General features: G+C 60.5%; 14 protein-coding genes, 6 tRNA genes and 1 pseudogene. 6 read left to right on the forward strand and 15 right to left on the reverse strand.

Features of this window, described 5'->3' with window-relative positions; all coding sequences use genetic code 11:
• Window positions 1–268: 268 nt before the first annotated feature.
• On the reverse strand, window positions 269–2419 hold the full coding sequence (locus C8C92_RS19415; protein ID WP_116744995.1) for a TonB-dependent siderophore receptor: 2151 nt from the start codon (window positions 2417–2419) through the stop codon (window positions 269–271).
• Between the two features lie 382 nt (window positions 2420–2801).
• On the opposite strand from C8C92_RS19415, the gene C8C92_RS19420 reads away from it, so the two are divergent.
• Window positions 2802–4517 (forward strand): methyl-accepting chemotaxis protein, encoded by a 1716-nt coding sequence (locus C8C92_RS19420; protein ID WP_116744996.1) that lies wholly within the window; start codon window positions 2802–2804, stop codon window positions 4515–4517.
• A 71-nt stretch (window positions 4518–4588) separates the two neighbouring features.
• On the opposite strand, the gene C8C92_RS19425 is transcribed toward C8C92_RS19420, so the two are convergent.
• From C8C92_RS19425 to C8C92_RS19435, 3 genes are read right to left on the reverse strand one after another with little or no spacing between them, the layout of a single operon-like run.
• Window positions 4589–4903 carry a hypothetical protein gene (locus C8C92_RS19425; RefSeq protein ID WP_243420292.1) on the reverse strand — a complete coding sequence of 105 codons (315 nt, stop codon included), beginning with the start codon at window positions 4901–4903 and terminating at the stop codon, window positions 4589–4591.
• Between the two features lie 7 nt (window positions 4904–4910).
• On the reverse strand, window positions 4911–5363 hold the full coding sequence (locus tag C8C92_RS19430; RefSeq protein WP_116744998.1) for a hypothetical protein: 453 nt from the start codon (window positions 5361–5363) through the stop codon (window positions 4911–4913).
• A 33-nt stretch (window positions 5364–5396) separates the two neighbouring features.
• Complete coding sequence (locus C8C92_RS19435) at window positions 5397–6884, reverse strand: SulP family inorganic anion transporter (protein WP_116744999.1); 1488 nt, start codon at window positions 6882–6884, stop codon at window positions 5397–5399.
• Between C8C92_RS19435 and C8C92_RS19440 the strand changes: the two genes are divergently transcribed.
• From C8C92_RS19440 to C8C92_RS19460, 5 genes are all read left to right on the forward strand, one after another.
• The gene (locus tag C8C92_RS19440) at window positions 6874–7266 is read left to right on the forward strand and encodes a transposase (RefSeq protein WP_165829501.1); all 393 of its coding nucleotides are present in this window, start codon (window positions 6874–6876) and stop codon (window positions 7264–7266) included. The genes C8C92_RS19435 and C8C92_RS19440 overlap by 11 nt on opposite strands.
• Window positions 7155–7547: a transposase domain-containing protein gene (locus C8C92_RS19445; RefSeq protein WP_243420423.1), complete on the forward strand. Its 393-nt coding sequence runs from the start codon at window positions 7155–7157 to the stop codon at window positions 7545–7547. Before C8C92_RS19440 ends, C8C92_RS19445 begins: the two co-directional genes overlap by 112 nt.
• A gap of 253 nt (window positions 7548–7800) precedes the next feature.
• Window positions 7801–9132, forward strand: coding sequence for a histidine kinase (locus tag C8C92_RS19450; RefSeq protein WP_165829502.1), 1332 nt, complete (start codon window positions 7801–7803; stop codon window positions 9130–9132).
• Window positions 9132–9884 (forward strand): LytTR family DNA-binding domain-containing protein, encoded by a 753-nt coding sequence (locus tag C8C92_RS19455; protein ID WP_116745001.1) that lies wholly within the window; start codon window positions 9132–9134, stop codon window positions 9882–9884. The genes C8C92_RS19450 and C8C92_RS19455 overlap by 1 nt, the downstream gene beginning before the upstream one ends.
• Window positions 9885–9989: 105 nt before the next feature.
• On the forward strand, window positions 9990–11039 hold the full coding sequence (locus C8C92_RS19460; RefSeq protein ID WP_116745002.1) for a S41 family peptidase: 1050 nt from the start codon (window positions 9990–9992) through the stop codon (window positions 11037–11039).
• A 445-nt stretch (window positions 11040–11484) separates the two neighbouring features.
• On the opposite strand, the pseudogene C8C92_RS27850 reads toward C8C92_RS19460, so the two are convergent.
• The 11 genes and pseudogenes from C8C92_RS27850 to pdxJ all read right to left on the reverse strand — a co-directional run.
• Window positions 11485–11679, reverse strand: a pseudogene (locus C8C92_RS27850) (transposase); the annotation flags it as partial.
• 157 nt (window positions 11680–11836) lie between these two features.
• Window positions 11837–11910, reverse strand: a tRNA-Cys gene (locus tag C8C92_RS19475).
• A gap of 41 nt (window positions 11911–11951) precedes the next feature.
• Window positions 11952–12027: transfer RNA gene (locus tag C8C92_RS19480), tRNA-Gly, on the reverse strand.
• Window positions 12028–12116: 89 nt separating this feature from the next.
• Window positions 12117–12192 (reverse strand) — tRNA-Gly (locus C8C92_RS19485).
• A 56-nt stretch (window positions 12193–12248) separates the two neighbouring features.
• A tRNA-Gly gene (locus tag C8C92_RS19490) sits at window positions 12249–12324 on the reverse strand.
• 71 nt (window positions 12325–12395) lie between these two features.
• A tRNA-Gly gene (locus C8C92_RS19495) sits at window positions 12396–12471 on the reverse strand.
• Window positions 12472–12563: 92 nt separating this feature from the next.
• Window positions 12564–12639: transfer RNA gene (locus C8C92_RS19500), tRNA-Gly, on the reverse strand.
• A gap of 131 nt (window positions 12640–12770) precedes the next feature.
• The gene (pgsA, locus tag C8C92_RS19505) at window positions 12771–13355 is read right to left on the reverse strand and encodes a CDP-diacylglycerol--glycerol-3-phosphate 3-phosphatidyltransferase (RefSeq protein ID WP_071322919.1); all 585 of its coding nucleotides are present in this window, start codon (window positions 13353–13355) and stop codon (window positions 12771–12773) included.
• A 233-nt stretch (window positions 13356–13588) separates the two neighbouring features.
• On the reverse strand, window positions 13589–15469 hold the full coding sequence (gene uvrC / locus C8C92_RS19510) for an excinuclease ABC subunit UvrC (protein ID WP_077406680.1): 1881 nt from the start codon (window positions 15467–15469) through the stop codon (window positions 13589–13591).
• Between the two features lie 7 nt (window positions 15470–15476).
• Entirely contained in the window at window positions 15477–15878 is a 402-nt protein-coding gene (gene acpS, locus C8C92_RS19515) for a holo-ACP synthase (protein ID WP_116745005.1), read from the reverse strand.
• Window positions 15879–15892: 14 nt separating this feature from the next.
• Window positions 15893–16654: a pyridoxine 5'-phosphate synthase gene (pdxJ, locus tag C8C92_RS19520; protein WP_116745006.1), complete on the reverse strand. Its 762-nt coding sequence runs from the start codon at window positions 16652–16654 to the stop codon at window positions 15893–15895.
• Between the last annotated feature and the right edge of the window lie 20 nt (window positions 16655–16674).

Below are 16674 nucleotides of genomic sequence, written 5' to 3' on the forward strand. Positions count from 1 at the left end.
CTATGATGTGAGTAAATAAAAAGTCATACAACGTCGTGGTGGTGTCATATCGCCAAGATATAAGCACCATGCCTGTGCCGTATGACAGTATTTTACCCCTCAAACCCCGTCAAGGCTCAGTCCGCCGGAGAAAATTGCACATAGTCAACATTATTTGATCAGTACTGAGCAGTTCCTCTAAACAATGCCGGTCTGCCCGACCCAGCTCCCCATGAAAAAACCCGCTCGCGAGCGGGTTTTGAGGAAGCGGCCGAACTTACATGCTAACTTACAGGCTGTAGCGCAAGGTCAGCGCCACGTTGCGCGGCGCGCCCGGCAAGCTCAGGTTCGGGCTGGAACCGTGGCCCGAGACGATGTAGCGCGTGTCGCCGATATTGTTGACGTTCAGCTGCACTTCATAGCGGCCCGTGCGGTACGCGGCCATGGCGTCGGCCGTCACATAGCCGGGCAAGACCACCGTGTTGCCGGCATTGGCAAAACGGCTGCCGACGGCATTCGCGCCGCCGCCCACGGTGAAGCCGTGGCCCAGGTCTTTCGTCAGCCACAGATTGGCCATGTTGCGCGCGGTCAAGGTGGCGCGCTTGCCTTTGACCGGCACTTCTCTGGCGATGATGCCGCCCGGCACATTGACGCTCTTGTCGACGGCGATGGAATCGGTGATCGTGGCGTCCAGCCAAGCGTAGCCGGCCATCATTTTCCAGCCATCGTGCAAGTCCGCGTTGAAGGTCAGTTCCAGGCCGTCCGTGCGCTGCGTGCCGACGGGCACGATGCGGTTCGTGATCGGATCGCTGGTCTTGATGTTGTCGCGCTCCAGGCGGAACAGCGACACGGTGGCATTCGCGCGGCCGCCCCACAGGTCATACTTGGCGCCCACTTCCGTGTTGCGCGTGGTTTCCGGCGCCAGCTCGGCGTTATTCGCGGCCAGGGCGAAGTTCTCGCCGCTGGGCTGGAAGGAACGGCTCCACGAGGCGTAGTACGATTGCACGGCACTCGGTTGCCAGACGAGGCCGGCGCGGGGGCTGAACGCCGCATCCGTGCGCGACAGGTCTGCCGTCGTCACACCAAGCGCATTGGCCAGGCGCGACTGCTGCTTATAGCGGTCATAGCGCAAGCCAGCCAGCGCCTTCCACTCGTCGCTGAAAGCAATGGCATCCTGCACGTAGGCGGCGGCCGTGTCGTAGGTACCGAAGGTATCGCTGCGCGCGCCCAGCTTGCTGCGGTCGACGACGGGCAGGACAGGATTGAAGATCGACACATTCGGCGCCACCACGGTCGAGGCCCAGTTCGACGCATCCTTGTTTTGCTTGCCGAACTCGGCACCGTACAGCACTTCATGGCGCAAGGTACCCGTGACCAGCTTTTGCGTCAGTTCCGTCTGGTTGAACCAGCCGCTCTCGTCGCGGTTCAGCTTGGCGTGGCCCAGCTTCATCGTGCCATTGACTTCGTTGACGTTGCCGGAAATATTCGTGTTGTTGCGGTCCAGGTGGTAGTCGTAATAGCGGAAGGCATTACGTAGCGACAAGCTGTCGCTGAACTTGTGCGTCAGCGTCGCGGCCGTGGAGACCACGCGCGACTGGCTGAAGTCCGCATCGCGGGCGTTGGCGGCACCGTAGTAAGTACTCGCATCGACAGCCATAGCGCGGCCATGCCAGGACGGGATGCCGAAGTCCGTCAGGCGGCGGTCTTCCAGGTAATCGCCCTGCAGCAGCAATTTGGTGGCGCCAGAGAGGCGGATGGCCACCGATGGCGCCAGCGCCGTGCGGTTGATGAATTGCAGCTCGCGGTAGCTGTCCGACACTTCGCGCGCGCCCGTGACGCGCCAGTCCACCGTCTCGCCGACGCGGCCCACGTCGACTTCGCCGCGACGCCCTTTTGTATTCGTCAGGCTCAGGGCCACGTCCGTGATATCCACGCCCGGTTTTTTGGTGATGCGGTTCACCAGGCCGCCCGAGGAACCGCGGCCGTACAGCACGGCGGCCGGTCCCTTGATCACTTCCAGCCGCTCCACGTTCGACAGGTCGCGGAAATACAGCGCGTCATCGCGGAAGCCGTCGACGAACTGGTCGCCGATGGCCGTGAAGCCGCGGATGAACACCTGGTCGCGCTGGCCGTCACCCGTGGACAAGCCCACACCGGGGATGTTCTTCATGATGTCCTGGATCGACATGGCGTTCTGGTCGCGGATGACGGCGGCCGGCACCACATTGATCGTCTGCGGCACGTCGCGCAGGGCCATTTCCGTCTTGGTACCGCTGGCGGACGTGGCGGCGACATAGCCATCCTTGTCCTTCGATGCCGTCACGGTAACGGCGGGCAAGCTTTCCTGTGCCCAGGCCGCCAATGGCGTGGCGCCAAAGGTCAGGGCGCCCAGTACGGCGAGCGTAATCGGTTTACATCCTGGCTTGCGCTGTTGCTGCATACAATTCCCTGGTCGATGTTTTAATACGAATGATTATCATTAGTATTTTATCAGCCAGCACGGCGAAAAGTAAGGCGAAATGTAAGTGATAGTACTTATGGACTAGGTACTTGACGTAAAAACACAACAGGAAATAGATATCAAAAGGCAATTAAAATTGCCTTGAAAAACTATTTCTCTGCGTCAATGCTATACTTGCGGCTTGCTGGACAGCGGTCAGCCTGACCGACGTGCCCCTTGCTTTACCTCCATCGCCACGCTCAGCGTGGCGCGCCGCACAGCCATCACGCGGCACCCGAAGACCCCGATCCCCTGCGCCTTGCGGCGCCTGTCCGCCCCTGCTGGCGGCGGCGATCATGACTATTACATTGTTAGGACTTACATGAAAAACCTGAACATCGGCAGCCGCCTTGGCGTCGGCTTTGCTGTCGTATTGCTGTTGCTTGCCGCCTTGACCATCACCGCCCTGGTGCGCATGCAAACGGCCAGCGACCTGACCTACCGCCTCATCAATACCAGCATCAAGAACCAACGCATGGTGGCCGAATGGTCGAAGATCATTGAACTCAACAGCGTGCGCGGCGTCGCCTCGTTTGAAATCCCCGATCCCGTCGTGCGCGCCAAGATCGAGCAAGACTTGAAAGTCGATGCCGAGCGTTCCAGCAAGCTGCAGGACGACATCATCGCCTCGCTGCGCAACCCGGCCGTGATCGAGCAGTTCAAGGTCGTGCGCAAGGTGCGCACCGACTACGTGACGACGCGCGCGCGCGCCTTCAAGATGAAGGCCGACGGCGACGTGGCGGGCGCCAAGGAAGTGTTCGACAAGGAAGTCGCGCCGATCACCGTGGCCTATCTGGCCGAAGTGAAGCATTTTGCCGGCATGCAGATCAAGGCCGCCGACGGCGTCGGCGCCAGCATCATCGAAGCCTACAGCAGCACCCGTATCTTCCTGATCACCATGGGCGTGCTGGCCGTACTGATGGGCATCGGTTTCGCCTGGTGGATCACGCGCTCGATCACCGGCCCCATCCGCGATGCCGTGAAAGTGGCGGAAACCGTGGCAGCAGGCGACCTGAGCAGTATCATCACGGTGCAAGGCCGCGATGAAACGGGCCAGCTGATGCATGCACTGAAAACCATGAACGACAGCCTGGTCGGCATCGTCGGCCAGGTACGCAGCGGCACCGACACCATCGCCACGGCATCGGCAGAAATTGCCGCCGGCAACCAGGACCTGTCGTCGCGCACGGAACAGCAAGCCAGCTCGCTGGAAGAAACCGCGTCGTCGATGGAAGAATTGACCAGTACCGTGAAGCAGAATGCGGACAATGCGCGCCAGGCAAATAAACTGGCCGGCGACGCCGCCGGCATCGCCAGCCGCGGCGGCGCGGTGGTGGCTGAAGTGGTGGCCACCATGGGCGAGATCAATACCTCGTCGAAGAAAATCGTCGACATCATTTCCGTCATCGACGGCATCGCCTTCCAGACCAACATCCTGGCCCTGAACGCGGCTGTGGAAGCGGCACGCGCCGGTGAACAGGGCCGCGGCTTTGCCGTGGTCGCCACGGAAGTGCGCAACCTGGCGCAGCGCTCGGCAGCGGCGGCGAAAGAAATCAAGGGACTGATCGACGACTCCGTGCAAAAGGTCGACGTGGGCACGGATCTGGTCGACAAGGCCGGCAAGACGATGGAAGAAATCGTGCAAAGCATCGGCTTCGTCACCTCCATCATGAGCGAGATCAGCAACGCCAGCGAAGAGCAGAGCGCCGGCATCGAGCAAGTCAACCAGGCCATTTCCGAAATGGACCAGGTGACCCAGCAAAATGCAGCCCTGGTGGAAGAAGCCTCGGCCGCAGCCGAAGCGATGCAGGAGCAGGCGAGCGAACTGGCGCAGGTGGTCAGCGTGTTCCGCCTGGACGCGAATGCGGCGGCGACCGACCGTTTCAGCATGAAAGCGGCACAGCGCAACGCCCCGGCAGCACCAGCAACCCCGGCCACGCCTGCCCGCAAAGCCTCGGCCCCTGCCCTGCGCCTGCCCGTGACGCGCAAGAGCGGCAAGGCGCCGGCGCCGGCCGAAGGCGAGTGGGAAGAGTTTTAAAGTGTGACGATCAATGCGTGGCAGTCACTGTCACGCATTGCCAGGCGGCTGGGTCCTGCATCCATCCGCGCCTAGGCGCGCACCGCGCTATTTCCGGACGCATCCCAATAGCGCCAGTCGCCCGTTTCGGCGCCATCCAGATAGTGCCCTTCGGCGGCCGGCGCGCCCGTTTCATAGAAGTCGCGCCACAGGCCGTTTTCACGTCCCTGCACGTAATGCCCCTCCGAAATGACCGTACCGTTGCGATGGTATTCGCAAAACAGGCCATGGCGTATCCAGCGCGTGCCGTCCGCAGACAGCATGCGCGTATAGCGGAAACGCAACTCGCCCGTGTCGTACAGGATTTCAGCCAGATTCAACTCTGCATCCATTTCTCCACCTTTCATGCGCGCCTCAAGCCAGCCTGGCTTGCGCCTCTTCAATAAGTTTCGCCAGCTCACGCGGCACGGATTGCCCCAGAAATTCCAGCGCCAGCACCTCCGGATCGATGGCCGCATCCAGCGGCAAGCCATGCTCGAAGCCGCCCACCATGGTGCGGCAGAAATGCGGCGATTCGGCCCGCGTTTCCACATACCAGCAGCCGGCATGGCCCTGCACGAAGTATTCGCCGATAAAGTAGCCAAGCATGGTTTTCACCCACTGCCAGCTCTCGTCGCGGATGACGATGTTGCGCATGGCCGCATCGATGTACGGCAGATATTCGGCCGCGTTGGTCAACACTTCGTGCGCCGGCTGGATGCCCAGGCGCTCGACGAAGCTCACCAGCGAGGCGCCCAGCGCGTCATAGTAGGCGTCAAAAGCCGTTTGGCTTTGTTGCAATAATTGCTCTTGTTCGTTCGACAGCATTCACACTCCACAGGCATTCAACAATCCCCTATTTTACGCCACGCTCACATCCACCCCGGCCCGCTGCAGCAAGGCCTCATTGCGAGCGGACAACTGCGTCACCTGCAGGTGCTTGCCGGCCTTGTCGTAGCGTTCATACAGGGCTTCGATGGCGGCGATGGCCGAGTGATCGGCCATGTGCAGGTGCCGGCAATCGAGGATGACGCGGGCCGGGTCCGACGCCAACTGGAACAGTTCCTGGAAATGCGTGACCGAGGCGAAAAACAGGGTGCCGTGCGGCAGGTACACGCGCATGCCAGGGCTGCTGTCATCAATGTCGGCACGCATGTCGCGTGCATGTTGCCAGGCAAAATTCAAGGCGGCGATGACGATGCCGCACAGCACGGCCGTCGCCAGGTCCGTGAACACCGTGATGACCGTCACGGCGACGATCACCAGCGCATCCTGCGGCGGCACCTTGCCCAGCACGCGCAAGGAACCCCAGGCAAACGTCTGCTGCGCCACGACGAACATCACGCCCACCAGGGCGGCCAGCGGGATGCGCTCGATCAAGGGCGACAGGAACAGGATGAACAATAAAATCATCACGCCAGCCGTCACGCCCGACAGGCGCGAACGGCCGCCCGAACTCAGGTTGATCATGGTCTGCCCGATCATGGCGCAGCCGCCCATGCCGCCAAACAGACCCGACACGACATTCGAGGCACCGAGGGCGATGCATTCGCGGTTGGGCTGGCCCCGCGTTTCCGTCATCTCATCGGTGAGATTGAAAGTGAGCAAGGTTTCCAGCAAGCCCACCATGGCCATCAGCGCCGCATACGGAAAAATGATGTGCAAGGTCGCCATATCCAGCGGCACGGTGGGCCAATGCAGGGCCGGCAAGCCGCCGGCGATATGCGCGAGGTCGCCCAGAGTGCGCGTGGGCAAGTGCAGAAAATGGCTGAGCAGGCCCACGCCCAGGATGGCCACCAGCGCGGGCGGCACGGCCTTCGTGATGCGCGGCAGCACGTAGACGATGGCCATGGTCAGCGCCACCAGCGCACCCATCACAAGCAAGGGCGTGCCTTGCAGCCAGGTTTCGCGCTGCGGCGTGGCCTGGCGAAAGTGTTCCAGTTGCGCCATGGCGATGACAATGGCCAGGCCATTCACAAAGCCCAGCATCACCGGGTAGGGCACCATGCGGATCAGTTTACCGAGACGCAAGATGCCGAACAGCGCCATCAGGATGCCGCTGAGCACCACGGTAGCCAGCAGATATTGCACGCCATGCTGGGCCACCAGCGCCACGATGACGACGGCCATGGACCCGGCCGCGCCCGAAATCATGCCGGGGCGCCCGCCAAAGATCGCCGTCATTGCGCAAATGATGAAGGCGCCATACAGGCCCATCAGGGGATTCAACTGCGCCACCAGGGCGAAGGCGATGCATTCGGGCACCAGGGCAAACGAGGTGGTCAGGCCCGCCAGGATGTTTTTTTGCAGGTTCGGGAACCACTCATCCCGAAAAGTTGTGTTGATCATTGATGCGTATCCAAAGTCGGAACAGGAAAATGCCGGCCTGATGGGCAATCATCAGGCGCAGCCATGCCAGCGGGCGTCACAGAAAAGCTGCGCTGAGCTTGATCGGAGCAGAAAAGTCGTCAGTGACTACGTCGGTACGGCGGAAAGGGGAAGTTTCATCACGGCGCCGTGCGGCGCGGCTGAGCTTGCCGGCATTATACAAGATGCGCAGCCGGCAAAAGATAAGCGTCGGCCCTGCACCGGTTTGCTGGCACATGTCCTGGTGGAGAAATTCGCCGACCACTTGCCGCGCTACCGCCAGAGCGCGATCTATGCACGCGAGGGCGTGGACCTGGAACCTCGGCAGCCATCCTGTACTCGCCCAATCTATGGCCGGCACTGACACGCTACTGCGATGATGGCGCCATCGACATCGACAACTCCGCCGCCGAGCGTGCCCTGCGTGGCGTTGCTATTGGCCGCCGCAACTATTTGTTTGCGGGTGCTGACCCGGGCGGTGATCGTGCCGCCGCCATCTACTCGCTGATCGGTACGGCCAAACCCAACAGGGTCGATCCCGAAGCTTGGTTGCGCCATGTGCTAGCCCCCATCGCCGATCATCCCGTCCATCGTGTTGACGAGTTACTTCCCTGGCATTGCGCCGGGCAGTTGGCCCCTGCCTGAACAACTCGCCGCTTCCCAGCGGTGGGAGGCCATCATCCAACAATTCGACGCAGGTATCCCTGTTGCGCCGCTCCACCCATCTGGGTTCATGCATATGTCCTTCTAAATCGCTAAGTCCGGGCTGCGACTCTATCAGCGGCGTCCATCCCGCCAGCGCCGGTTTCCTCCGCGATTTGCAGGCATTCGTCGCATGGGAGAGGACACGGGCATCCGTGCCGCTAGAATGGTGGGCGAGTTAAACACAAGGAATTTAATGAGTTCTCCCCCATTTTTGCCATTCAACGCGCCTCCCGTATCGGAAGTCAAGCACGACCGCCACCTTGTGCGCCGCTACTTGCTGCAGTCGGCGCTGCGCTTAAACGCCGGTTCACTCTTGTTCCTGTCGCTGGCGATCGCGCTGCTGCCGCTCTGGCTGAACCACGCCCCGGCCGCGCCGGGCGAAATGGAGACCCGCAAGCTGACTCCGTACATTGTCAGCGGAGTTGTAGCGGCGGTGATGCTCTGGCTCGCGCTGATGTCGAATGGGATCGCACGCGGTTTTCTAGCGCGGCTGGGCGAAGAGGGCAAGGCGCTGAGTGTCGAGGCGATGGCTTCCTTGGTTACGCGTCACATCCATGCGCCGTTCAATCCCTACACCACCTTTGACCTGTGCACCGAATCCCTGTCAGGGCTGGCGCTCGGCACGGCACTTGGCTACTCCGGTCCGCCTGCGTTTTTTCACGACCCTTTCAAGGGCCGGATCGTGCTGGGTCGCTGGCGCCCGTTGGCGCTGGGGCGCCATGTCGAGGTGAGAATATCGTCCGATTTGGGCCCCAGTTGCGACATTGAGCTGCGCTGCCGACCGGGCCTGGCCTGGTTCGCGATCCAGCAGGGTGAGTCGCTAAAGACTGCCGAACTGGTGTCTACCCAACTGCACCAGCACCTCGCGCGCCATGCAAGCGCGCTAAATGCGGCTCGGCGTGAGCGCGAGCTGGAACGCACCTCTCTGCAGGCACGCCTTTCAGCCTTGCAGGCCCAGGTAGAGCCGCACTTCCTGTTCAATACCCTGGCAAATCTCAAGTATCTGATCCGCACCGACCAGATGGCCGCGCAAGAGATGCTCGACCATCTGGTCGGCTACCTGCAAAACGCGATGCCCGATATGCGCTCGGTGTCCTCGACCCTGGGACGAGAAATGGATCTTGTTAGCGACTACCTGGCGGTGATGCGCATCCGCATGGGCACGCGCCTACGCTACGCTGTCGAAGTGGCCGAGGAATTGCGCAGCCTGCCATTCCCGCCGGCGATGCTGATCTCGCTTGCGGAGAACGCCGTCAAACACGGTTTGGAGCGGGCCAGCCGACCGGGCCTGATTACCATCAGTGCAAGGCACGAAAGCGACAGCACGGACGGGCTGCTGAGCGTGTCTGTTGTCGACGACGGGGTCGGCTTGACCGAACAAGCCGGGCAAGGAACGGGGTTGGCGAATATTACAGAACGCTTGCTGCTGCTATATGGGCGGAAGGCTAGCCTTTTTGTGGAGCCAGGCGACGGACAAGGCGTATGCGCAGTGTTGACGGTGCCTATTGTCGGGAGCCACGCCTGATGCCAAGCGCTCTGATTGTCGAGGACGAGCCTCTGCTAAGGGCGGAGCTGGTGGACCAGCTGCATGCCTTGTGGCCCGAACTGCAAATCGCCGGCCAGGTCGAAAACGGCATCGACGCGGTGGCAAGCATCGACATGCTGAAACCGGACATCGTATTCCTGGACATACAGATGCCCGGCCTGAACGGCATGGAGGTGGCGCGCCATATTCCCGAGTCGTGCCAGGTAGTGTTCGTTACGGCGTATGCGGACTATGCCTTGGCCGCTTTCGATGCCGGCGCGTCCGACTATCTGGTCAAGCCGGTGACCACCTCACGCCTGCTGCAGACGATCCGTCGTCTGAAGTCGCGCACGGCCGCAAGCCCGCCGCCGACCGTGTGGGAACAGCTCTTTGAACAGGAGAGCGTACCGGTGTACCTCAAGTGGATCAAGGCCTCAAGCGGCAATTCGGTGCGGCTGGTGATGGTGAGCGAAGTGCTGTACTTCCAGTCAAACGAAAAGTACACGCGGGTGGTGACGGACAACGGCGATTCGCTGATTCGCTTGCCTCTCAAGGCCCTGCTCGATCAACTTGACCCGCAGTTGTTCACGCAAATCCACCGCAGTGCCGTCGTCAATCTACAGGCCATTGACCGGATTGAACGCATTGAATCCGGGGTGCGCAGCGGCCCTGGGCTGGAGGTCATCCTGAAAGGCCGGACCGAGCGCTTGACCGTTAGTGAGGGATTTGCCAAGCAGTTCCGCCAGATGTAGCAGGGATCTTAAAGCCTCCCTGCCGATTGGCCGCCTGCGTGACGACGGCGGATTTGTTGGTTCAGTTCGCAGTAAATCATTTAAATATATTAAAAAAGGACAATTATGAAAAATAAATGGATAGTCTCCCTGGCTTTGTTATTGCTGACCGTGACAGGGGCAATCGCAGCTACCCCCCCGGTGGCGCCGACAGTGGAGGTCAATCCGGCAGTCCGGTTGGAGGTCATCGATACGCTGATTGCCAAGCTCAATGCCCACTACGTTTTTCCAGACAAAGCCAAACAAGTCGAGCTTGTCTTGCGCCAGCATCAGCGCGAGGGCAAGTACGATAGGGTCACGGACGGTCAACAACTCGCCAAACAGCTATTCGATGACATTGATGGCGTTATGCACGACAAGCATGTGTTCATCGATGTCAGTGCTCATCCGGTGCCGCCCGATGATGCAATGCCGCCACCACAGACGCGGGAGGAATGGGAAAAACTAGTGCCGCCTGCCGTGCTTGAAAGGGTTCTTGCATCAAACCTTGGCGTGGAAAAGGTGGATCACCTTAGTCCCAATATCGGCTACCTGGAGATTTCCTCATTCGGACCGGTTTTCCTCGTATCCGACAAGTTCGCCGCAGCGATGAATAAAGTCGCTAACACCGATGGCCTCATCATCGATCTGCGCAACAACGGCGGTGGCGGGGAAGACTCAGTGGCGCTACTGATCAGCTATCTTGTTGACGGGCGCACCCGCCTCAACGACATATGGGAACGTGCGACCGGTATCACCACGCAGTATTGGACGCAGGATAAGCTCGACGGCAAACGCTATGGGGGCAAGAAACCGGTCTTCATCTTGGCAGGCCCCGATACGAAGTCTGCAGCCGAATCATTCGCGTACCAAATGCAGGCGCTGAAACGCGCCAAGGTGATCGGGGAGCGCACTTGGGGCGGCGCCAACGCTTCGCGCCCATATCGTCTCAGCGAGCATTTTGCTATCTTTATCCCAAGCAAGCGCCCGATCAACTCAATTACCCATGCAAACTGGGAGGGCACGGGCGTCACTCCGGATGTAGTGGCAAAGGTGAACGATGCGCTCGCGGCGGCTAAAGTTCTGATGCAGCGACAAGTTCATGGAGGCGCACCACGTGCTACCAAGGATCACTAAAGAGTATGGTCGATATGCCGGGTGCGAAGTTCATATTTGTCACGATGAGGCAGAAAACAGCCCAGTGCAGTCTGTTGGGTGGCGAAATTCTTCACTTCGGCGGCAAGAGTTTCACCCGGCCTGAGTTGCCGGAGACAAAGACAGATATCCCCTCGTACCGCCCGACTTCGCCGAAGACGCTGTCTGCTACGGCTTTACCGAACTCATGTCAGACCAAAAGCGGCACCTGACGATGTGGATTCCGGCCGGCCGATCATCGCAGCACTCGATCGAGCACCTACACCAGCGCGGTCGCGTCGGACTGGCCTTCGCTGCGCACGCGGACTTGGCCCAGCTCAAGCATGATCGTCCCGCCCACATCGATGGTGGCGTTGCCCGGCGCCGGCGCAGTGCGCGCCAGCACCACCGGCAAAAGGCCATCGTCGCGCATCAACGCAGGCACGCCGAGGCGTCCTTGTTGATAGAGGCTGCGCCAGCTGAATACCTGGTTGACGTTGACGCCGTGTTCGCGCGCGATGCGAGCGACCGAGATGCCCGGTTCGAGCGACAACGCCACCAACGCGCGCTTGAACTCCAACGAGCGCTGCCGATAATGGCAGCGCGTATTCGCCGAAATGATCGATTGACAATTTTTGTCCATAATCATAATTTGTGGGCATAAATGTTGTGCCAAAATTCGACCATGGATGACGGTGGTCAGGCCGTCCAGACGGCGCTGGGAAGACACTGACAGCAAAAGTCAGGCAAATGCACGGACAAAAAAATAGCCCACTCGAAAGTGGGCTATTTTTTTCATCTGGAGGCGAGGACGGGAATCGAACCCGTCTAAACGGCTTTGCAGGCCGCTGCATAACCTCTTTGCTACCTCGCCAGAGGAACTGCTTGAGTGGCCTTCCGGCACACCTTGAAAACTGGAGCGGGAGAAGAGTCTCGAACTCTCGACCTCAACCTTGGCAAGGTTGCGCTCTACCAACTGAGCTACTCCCGCATTGGAGCTTGTTTACCGCCTGATCACGCTGCATGACTGCTTTGCAGCGGATAAAAAAAGGAAGCCAGCTTAGCTTCCCTTTAGAATTCTGGAGCGGGAGAAGAGTCTCGAACTCTCGACCTCAACCTTGGCAAGGTTGCGCTCTACCAACTGAGCTACTCCCGCATTGGAGCTTCTATTTTCTGCTACTGCCATCTTGCTGTACTGCTTCCAGCTTGCGCTGGAGCGGGAGAAGAGTCTCGAACTCTCGACCTCAACCTTGGCAAGGTTGCGCTCTACCAACTGAGCTACTCCCGCATACGAACCGCTATTTTACTGCTTTTTGCTACCGTTTACCAGTGCTGCTTTACTGCTGATCCAGTCTTCACTGGAGCGGGAGAAGAGTCTCGAACTCTCGACCTCAACCTTGGCAAGGTTGCGCTCTACCAACTGAGCTACTCCCGCAGTGGACAACATTGTATCAGAAGCTCTACTACATCGCCAGTACTACTTTTTACTGCATCTGCTGTTTTTACCTATGACACGATCCAGAAAACTGGAGCGGGAGAAGAGGCTCGAACTCTCGACCTCAACCTTGGCAAGGTTGCGCTCTACCAACTGAGCTACTCCCGCGTCATCAACAACAGGCCAGCATTATAGAGGGATTCCAGGTGCTGTCAACGGGCAATATCTGGTCTTTTGCAAAATATTTGGGGTCAGACCCTTTGGGTCTGACCCCAGCTCTTGCGTTTGGGCTAAACGCTTCAATGCAAATTGCCGGCCTTTTCCTTGATCAAGGGCCATGCCAGGCGCAGGTAATAGAACATCGACCACACCGTCAGCACGCAGGCGATCCACAGCAGGCGTTCGCCCCACACGTGCGTATCGATCGCGCCGAAGATCACTTCGTGGTACAGCAGCAAGGGAATGGCCGTCATTTGCGCGGCCGTCTTGATCTTGCCGATCGAGCTGACGGCCACCGATTTCGATGCACCTATCTGCGCCATCCATTCGCGCAAGGCGGAAATGGTGATTTCGCGGCCGATGATGATGAAGGCCAGCACGGCATTGACACGGTCCAGCTGTACCAGCACCAGCAAGGCGCCGGCCACCATCAGCTTGTCGGCCACGGGGTCGAGAAAGGCACCGAAGGCCGAGGTCTGGTTCCAGCGCCGCGCCAGAAAACCATCGAACCAGTCGGTGACGGCGGCAACAATGAATACCAGGGTGGCAACCAGGTTCTGGTCGCCATGCAGCAGCATCGACGGCGGCAGGTAAAACACGCCAACGACCAGCGGGATCAGGGCCACGCGCAGCCAGGTCAACAGAATGGGAATATTAAAAGGCATAAGGAAGCAATCGGCCGACGGGTAAATTAAACATGAAGAAAGCGCCACTAGTCTACATGGCCCCAGGGTATTAGCCTAGTCCGCTTGCCGCAGCACCGGACCAGGCCGCCATAGAACCCTCACAAAACCGTAGCGAGCGGCAGCGAATTGCGACCGAGAAGCGCAACTGTGCTTGAGCACAGTGAGCATCGCAGGCCGCAAGTCGCGACGCGCAGTAGGTTTGGTGGGGCGTTCTAATGCAGCTGCTTGTAAATCTCTTCCGCCAGTTGCGTGGAAATCCCCTCCACCGACATCAGATCCTCGACGCTGGCATCGACCACGCCGCGCAAGCCGCCAAAGCGCGACAGCAGCTTCTGCCGGCGCTTGGCGCCGATGCCTTCGATCTCTTCCAGGCGCGAGGTCTGGCGCGTCTTGGCGCGCTTGGCGCGCATGCCGGTAATGGCGAAGCGATGCGCCTCGTCGCGGATTTGCGCGATCAGCATCAGCGCCGCCGATTCCTTGCCCAGTTCCTGCGCCGCGCGGCCATCGACGAACAGCAGCGTTTCCAGGCCCACCTTGCGCCCTTCTCCCTTGGCCACGCCGACAATCAAGCTGATATCGAGTCCCAGTTCAGCGAACACCTGGCGCGCCATTTCGATCTGCCCCTTGCCGCCATCGATCAGCACCACGTCGGGCATCACCCCGTCGCCATTCGCTACCTTCTCGTAGCGGCGCATCAAGACCTGGCGCATGGCCGCGTAATCGTCGCCGGGCGTGATGTCGTTGATGTTGTAGCGCCGGTATTCGCCGTTCTGCATGGCGTGGTGGTGGAACACCACGCACGAGGCTTGCGTCGCCTCGCCCTGCGTGTGGCTGATGTCGAAACACTCGACGCGCAGGCTGTCGAGGTCTTCCGTTTCCAGGCGCAGCGCTTCGGCCAGCGCGCGCGTGCGCGACTGCTGCGAACCTTGCTCGGACAGCAAGCGCGCCAGCGAAATCTCGGCGCCCTTTTGCGCCATCTCCAGCCACTGGCGGCGCTGCCCCTGCGGCTGGAAGATCAGGTTGATGCGGTGGCCGCACTGCTCCATCAGCGCCACCATCAGGGCCGGCTGATCGAACTCGATATTCAGGATCAGGGTGCCGGGGATGAATTTTTCCGTGTAATGCTGCGCCAGGAAGGCGGCCAGCACTTCCACCTCGATCGGCTCTTCGGCAATCGCCGCCGCATCGCTGAGCTGGCTGGGGAAATAGGCGCGGTCGCCCAGGTGGCGCCCGCCGCGCACCATAGCCAGATTGACACAGGCGCGCCCGCCCTGCACCAGCACGGCGAGGATGTCGACGTCGGCATCGCCCGTCGTTTCCATGCTTTGCTGATGCAGCACGCGCGACAGCGAAGCGATCTGGTTGCGCACCACCACGGCCTGCTCGAATTTCAGCTCGGCGGCAAAGGCGTGCATCTTCTTTTCCAGGTCGGCCATCACTTCGCTCTGGCGCCCGCGCAGGAAGCGCGCCGCGTTTTCCACATCGTTTTTATAGTCTTCCTTGCTGATCAGGTCCACGCACGGCGCGCTGCAGCGGCCGATCTGGTGCAGCAGGCAGGGCCGCGTGCGATTCGCGTAGACGCTGTCCTCGCAGGTGCGGATCAGGAACACCTTTTGCAGGATCTGCATCGATTCCTTGACGGCCCAGGAACTGGGGAACGGCCCGAAATACTGGTTTTTCTTGTCCACCGCGCCCCGGTAATACACCATGCGCGGCGCATCACCATTGGTGATTTTCAGATACGGATACGACTTGTCGTCGCGGAACAGGATGTTGTAGCGCGGCTGCAGCGCCTTGATCAGGTTGTTTTCCAGGATCAGGGCTTCCGCTTCGCTGTGCGTGACGGTCGTTTCCAGGCGCGCGATGCGCTCGACCATCATGGCGATGCGGGGGCTGGCCAGGTTTTTCTGGAAATAGCTGGAAACGCGCTTTTTCAGGTCGCGCGCCTTGCCGACATACAACACCTTGTCGGCGGCGTCGAAATAGCGGTACACGCCAGGCAAATTCGGCAGCTTGGCGACGGTGGCCAGCACCTGTGCGCGCGGGTCGGGTGGCGTTTCCGCCAAGGAAGATTCTGGGCTTGCTTCGGTCATTGCTGGCTCATTCTTGCGCTGCTTGCTCCACGATCACGAATGCGACCGCATATTCTTCTTCATCGCTGATGGTCACTTGCGCACTCAGCCGGTTTTTCTCCATGAAGTCCGCCAGCACGCCGCTGCAGACGATCATCGGTTTGCCGCTGGGGTGATTCAGCATCTGCGCGGCAGGCCAGGTCATCGGCATGCGCAAGCCCAGGCCGATGGCCTTGGAAAACGCCTCCTTGGCCGCAAAGCGGGTGGCCAGGAAGCGCACGCCGCGCACGGCGTTTTTCGCACTGCGGGCGCGGAATTTCTCCATCTCCTGCAGCCCCAGTATTTTCTGCGCGAAACGCTCGCCATGGCGCGCCAGCGCCGCCTCGATGCGGGGGATCTTGCAGATATCGGTACCGATGCCGTAGATCATGCTGCGCTCCCTTGTCAGTCCCTGTGGCCCAGGCGTGCCGCCACCATGATGGCCTTCATTTCGCGCACGGCGTTTTCCCAGCCGACAAATACGGCATGCGCGACGATGGCATGGCCGATGTTCAGTTCGGTAATATCGGGAATGGCGGCGATCGCTTGCACATTGGTGTAATGCAAGCCATGGCCCGCATTGACCTTCAAGCCACGGCCCACGCCGAACAGCACGCCCGCCTTGATACGTTCCAGCTCCGCCAACTGCTCGGCGCCTGCCGTATCGGCGTAGCGCCCCGTGTGCAGCTCGATCACGGGCGCACCGAGTTCGGCAGCGGCGGCGATCTGCTGCTCGTCGGCATCGATAAACAGGCTCACGCGGATGCCCTCGCCCTGCAATTGCTGGACGGCAGCCTGCACTTCCTTGAAGTAGCGCACCACGTCCAGCCCCCCTTCGGTCGTCACTTCCGTGCGTTTTTCCGGCACCAGGCAGACGTCGGCAGGACGGATGCGGCAGGCGAAGTCGATCATCTCGGCCGTCACGGCCGCTTCCAGGTTCATGCGCGTGAGCAATTGCGGCGCGATGGCGATCACGTCCGCATCCTTGATGTGGCGGCGGTCTTCGCGCAAATGCAGGGTGATGGCGTCGGCGCCCGCCTGCTCGGCCAGCAGGGCCGCGCGGATCGGGTCCGGATAGGCGGTGCCGCGCGCATTGCGCAAGGTGGCCACGTGGTCGATATTGACGCCCAGGTCGATGACGGGGCCGGAAGGCTGCAAAAAGCTCATGGTGATGGTATCCGTAAAGT

Origin of the sequence: Janthinobacterium sp. 78 (assembly GCF_003096775.1) — a bacterium.
GTDB classification, from domain to species: Bacteria; Pseudomonadota; Gammaproteobacteria; order Burkholderiales; family Burkholderiaceae_D; genus Janthinobacterium; species Janthinobacterium tructae.

Bases quoted from the DNA above. Each gene is read 5' to 3' on its own strand.
- C8C92_RS19415 (WP_116744995.1), bottom strand. From the start codon at position 2,419: ATGCAGCAACAGCGCAAGCCAGGATGTAAACCGATTACGCTCGCCGTA.
- C8C92_RS19420 (WP_116744996.1), top strand. From the start codon at position 2,802: ATGAAAAACCTGAACATCGGCAGCCGCCTTGGCGTCGGCTTTGCTGTC.
- C8C92_RS19425 (WP_243420292.1), bottom strand. From the start codon at position 4,903: ATGAAAGGTGGAGAAATGGATGCAGAGTTGAATCTGGCTGAAATCCTG.
- C8C92_RS19430 (WP_116744998.1), bottom strand. From the start codon at position 5,363: ATGCTGTCGAACGAACAAGAGCAATTATTGCAACAAAGCCAAACGGCT.
- C8C92_RS19435 (WP_116744999.1), bottom strand. From the start codon at position 6,884: ATGATCAACACAACTTTTCGGGATGAGTGGTTCCCGAACCTGCAAAAA.
- C8C92_RS19450 (WP_165829502.1), top strand. From the start codon at position 7,801: ATGAGTTCTCCCCCATTTTTGCCATTCAACGCGCCTCCCGTATCGGAA.
- C8C92_RS19455 (WP_116745001.1), top strand. From the start codon at position 9,132: ATGCCAAGCGCTCTGATTGTCGAGGACGAGCCTCTGCTAAGGGCGGAG.
- C8C92_RS19460 (WP_116745002.1), top strand. From the start codon at position 9,990: ATGAAAAATAAATGGATAGTCTCCCTGGCTTTGTTATTGCTGACCGTG.
- pgsA (WP_071322919.1), bottom strand. From the start codon at position 13,355: ATGCCTTTTAATATTCCCATTCTGTTGACCTGGCTGCGCGTGGCCCTG.
- uvrC (WP_077406680.1), bottom strand. From the start codon at position 15,469: ATGACCGAAGCAAGCCCAGAATCTTCCTTGGCGGAAACGCCACCCGAC.
- acpS (WP_116745005.1), bottom strand. From the start codon at position 15,878: ATGATCTACGGCATCGGTACCGATATCTGCAAGATCCCCCGCATCGAG.
- pdxJ (WP_116745006.1), bottom strand. From the start codon at position 16,654: ATGAGCTTTTTGCAGCCTTCCGGCCCCGTCATCGACCTGGGCGTCAAT.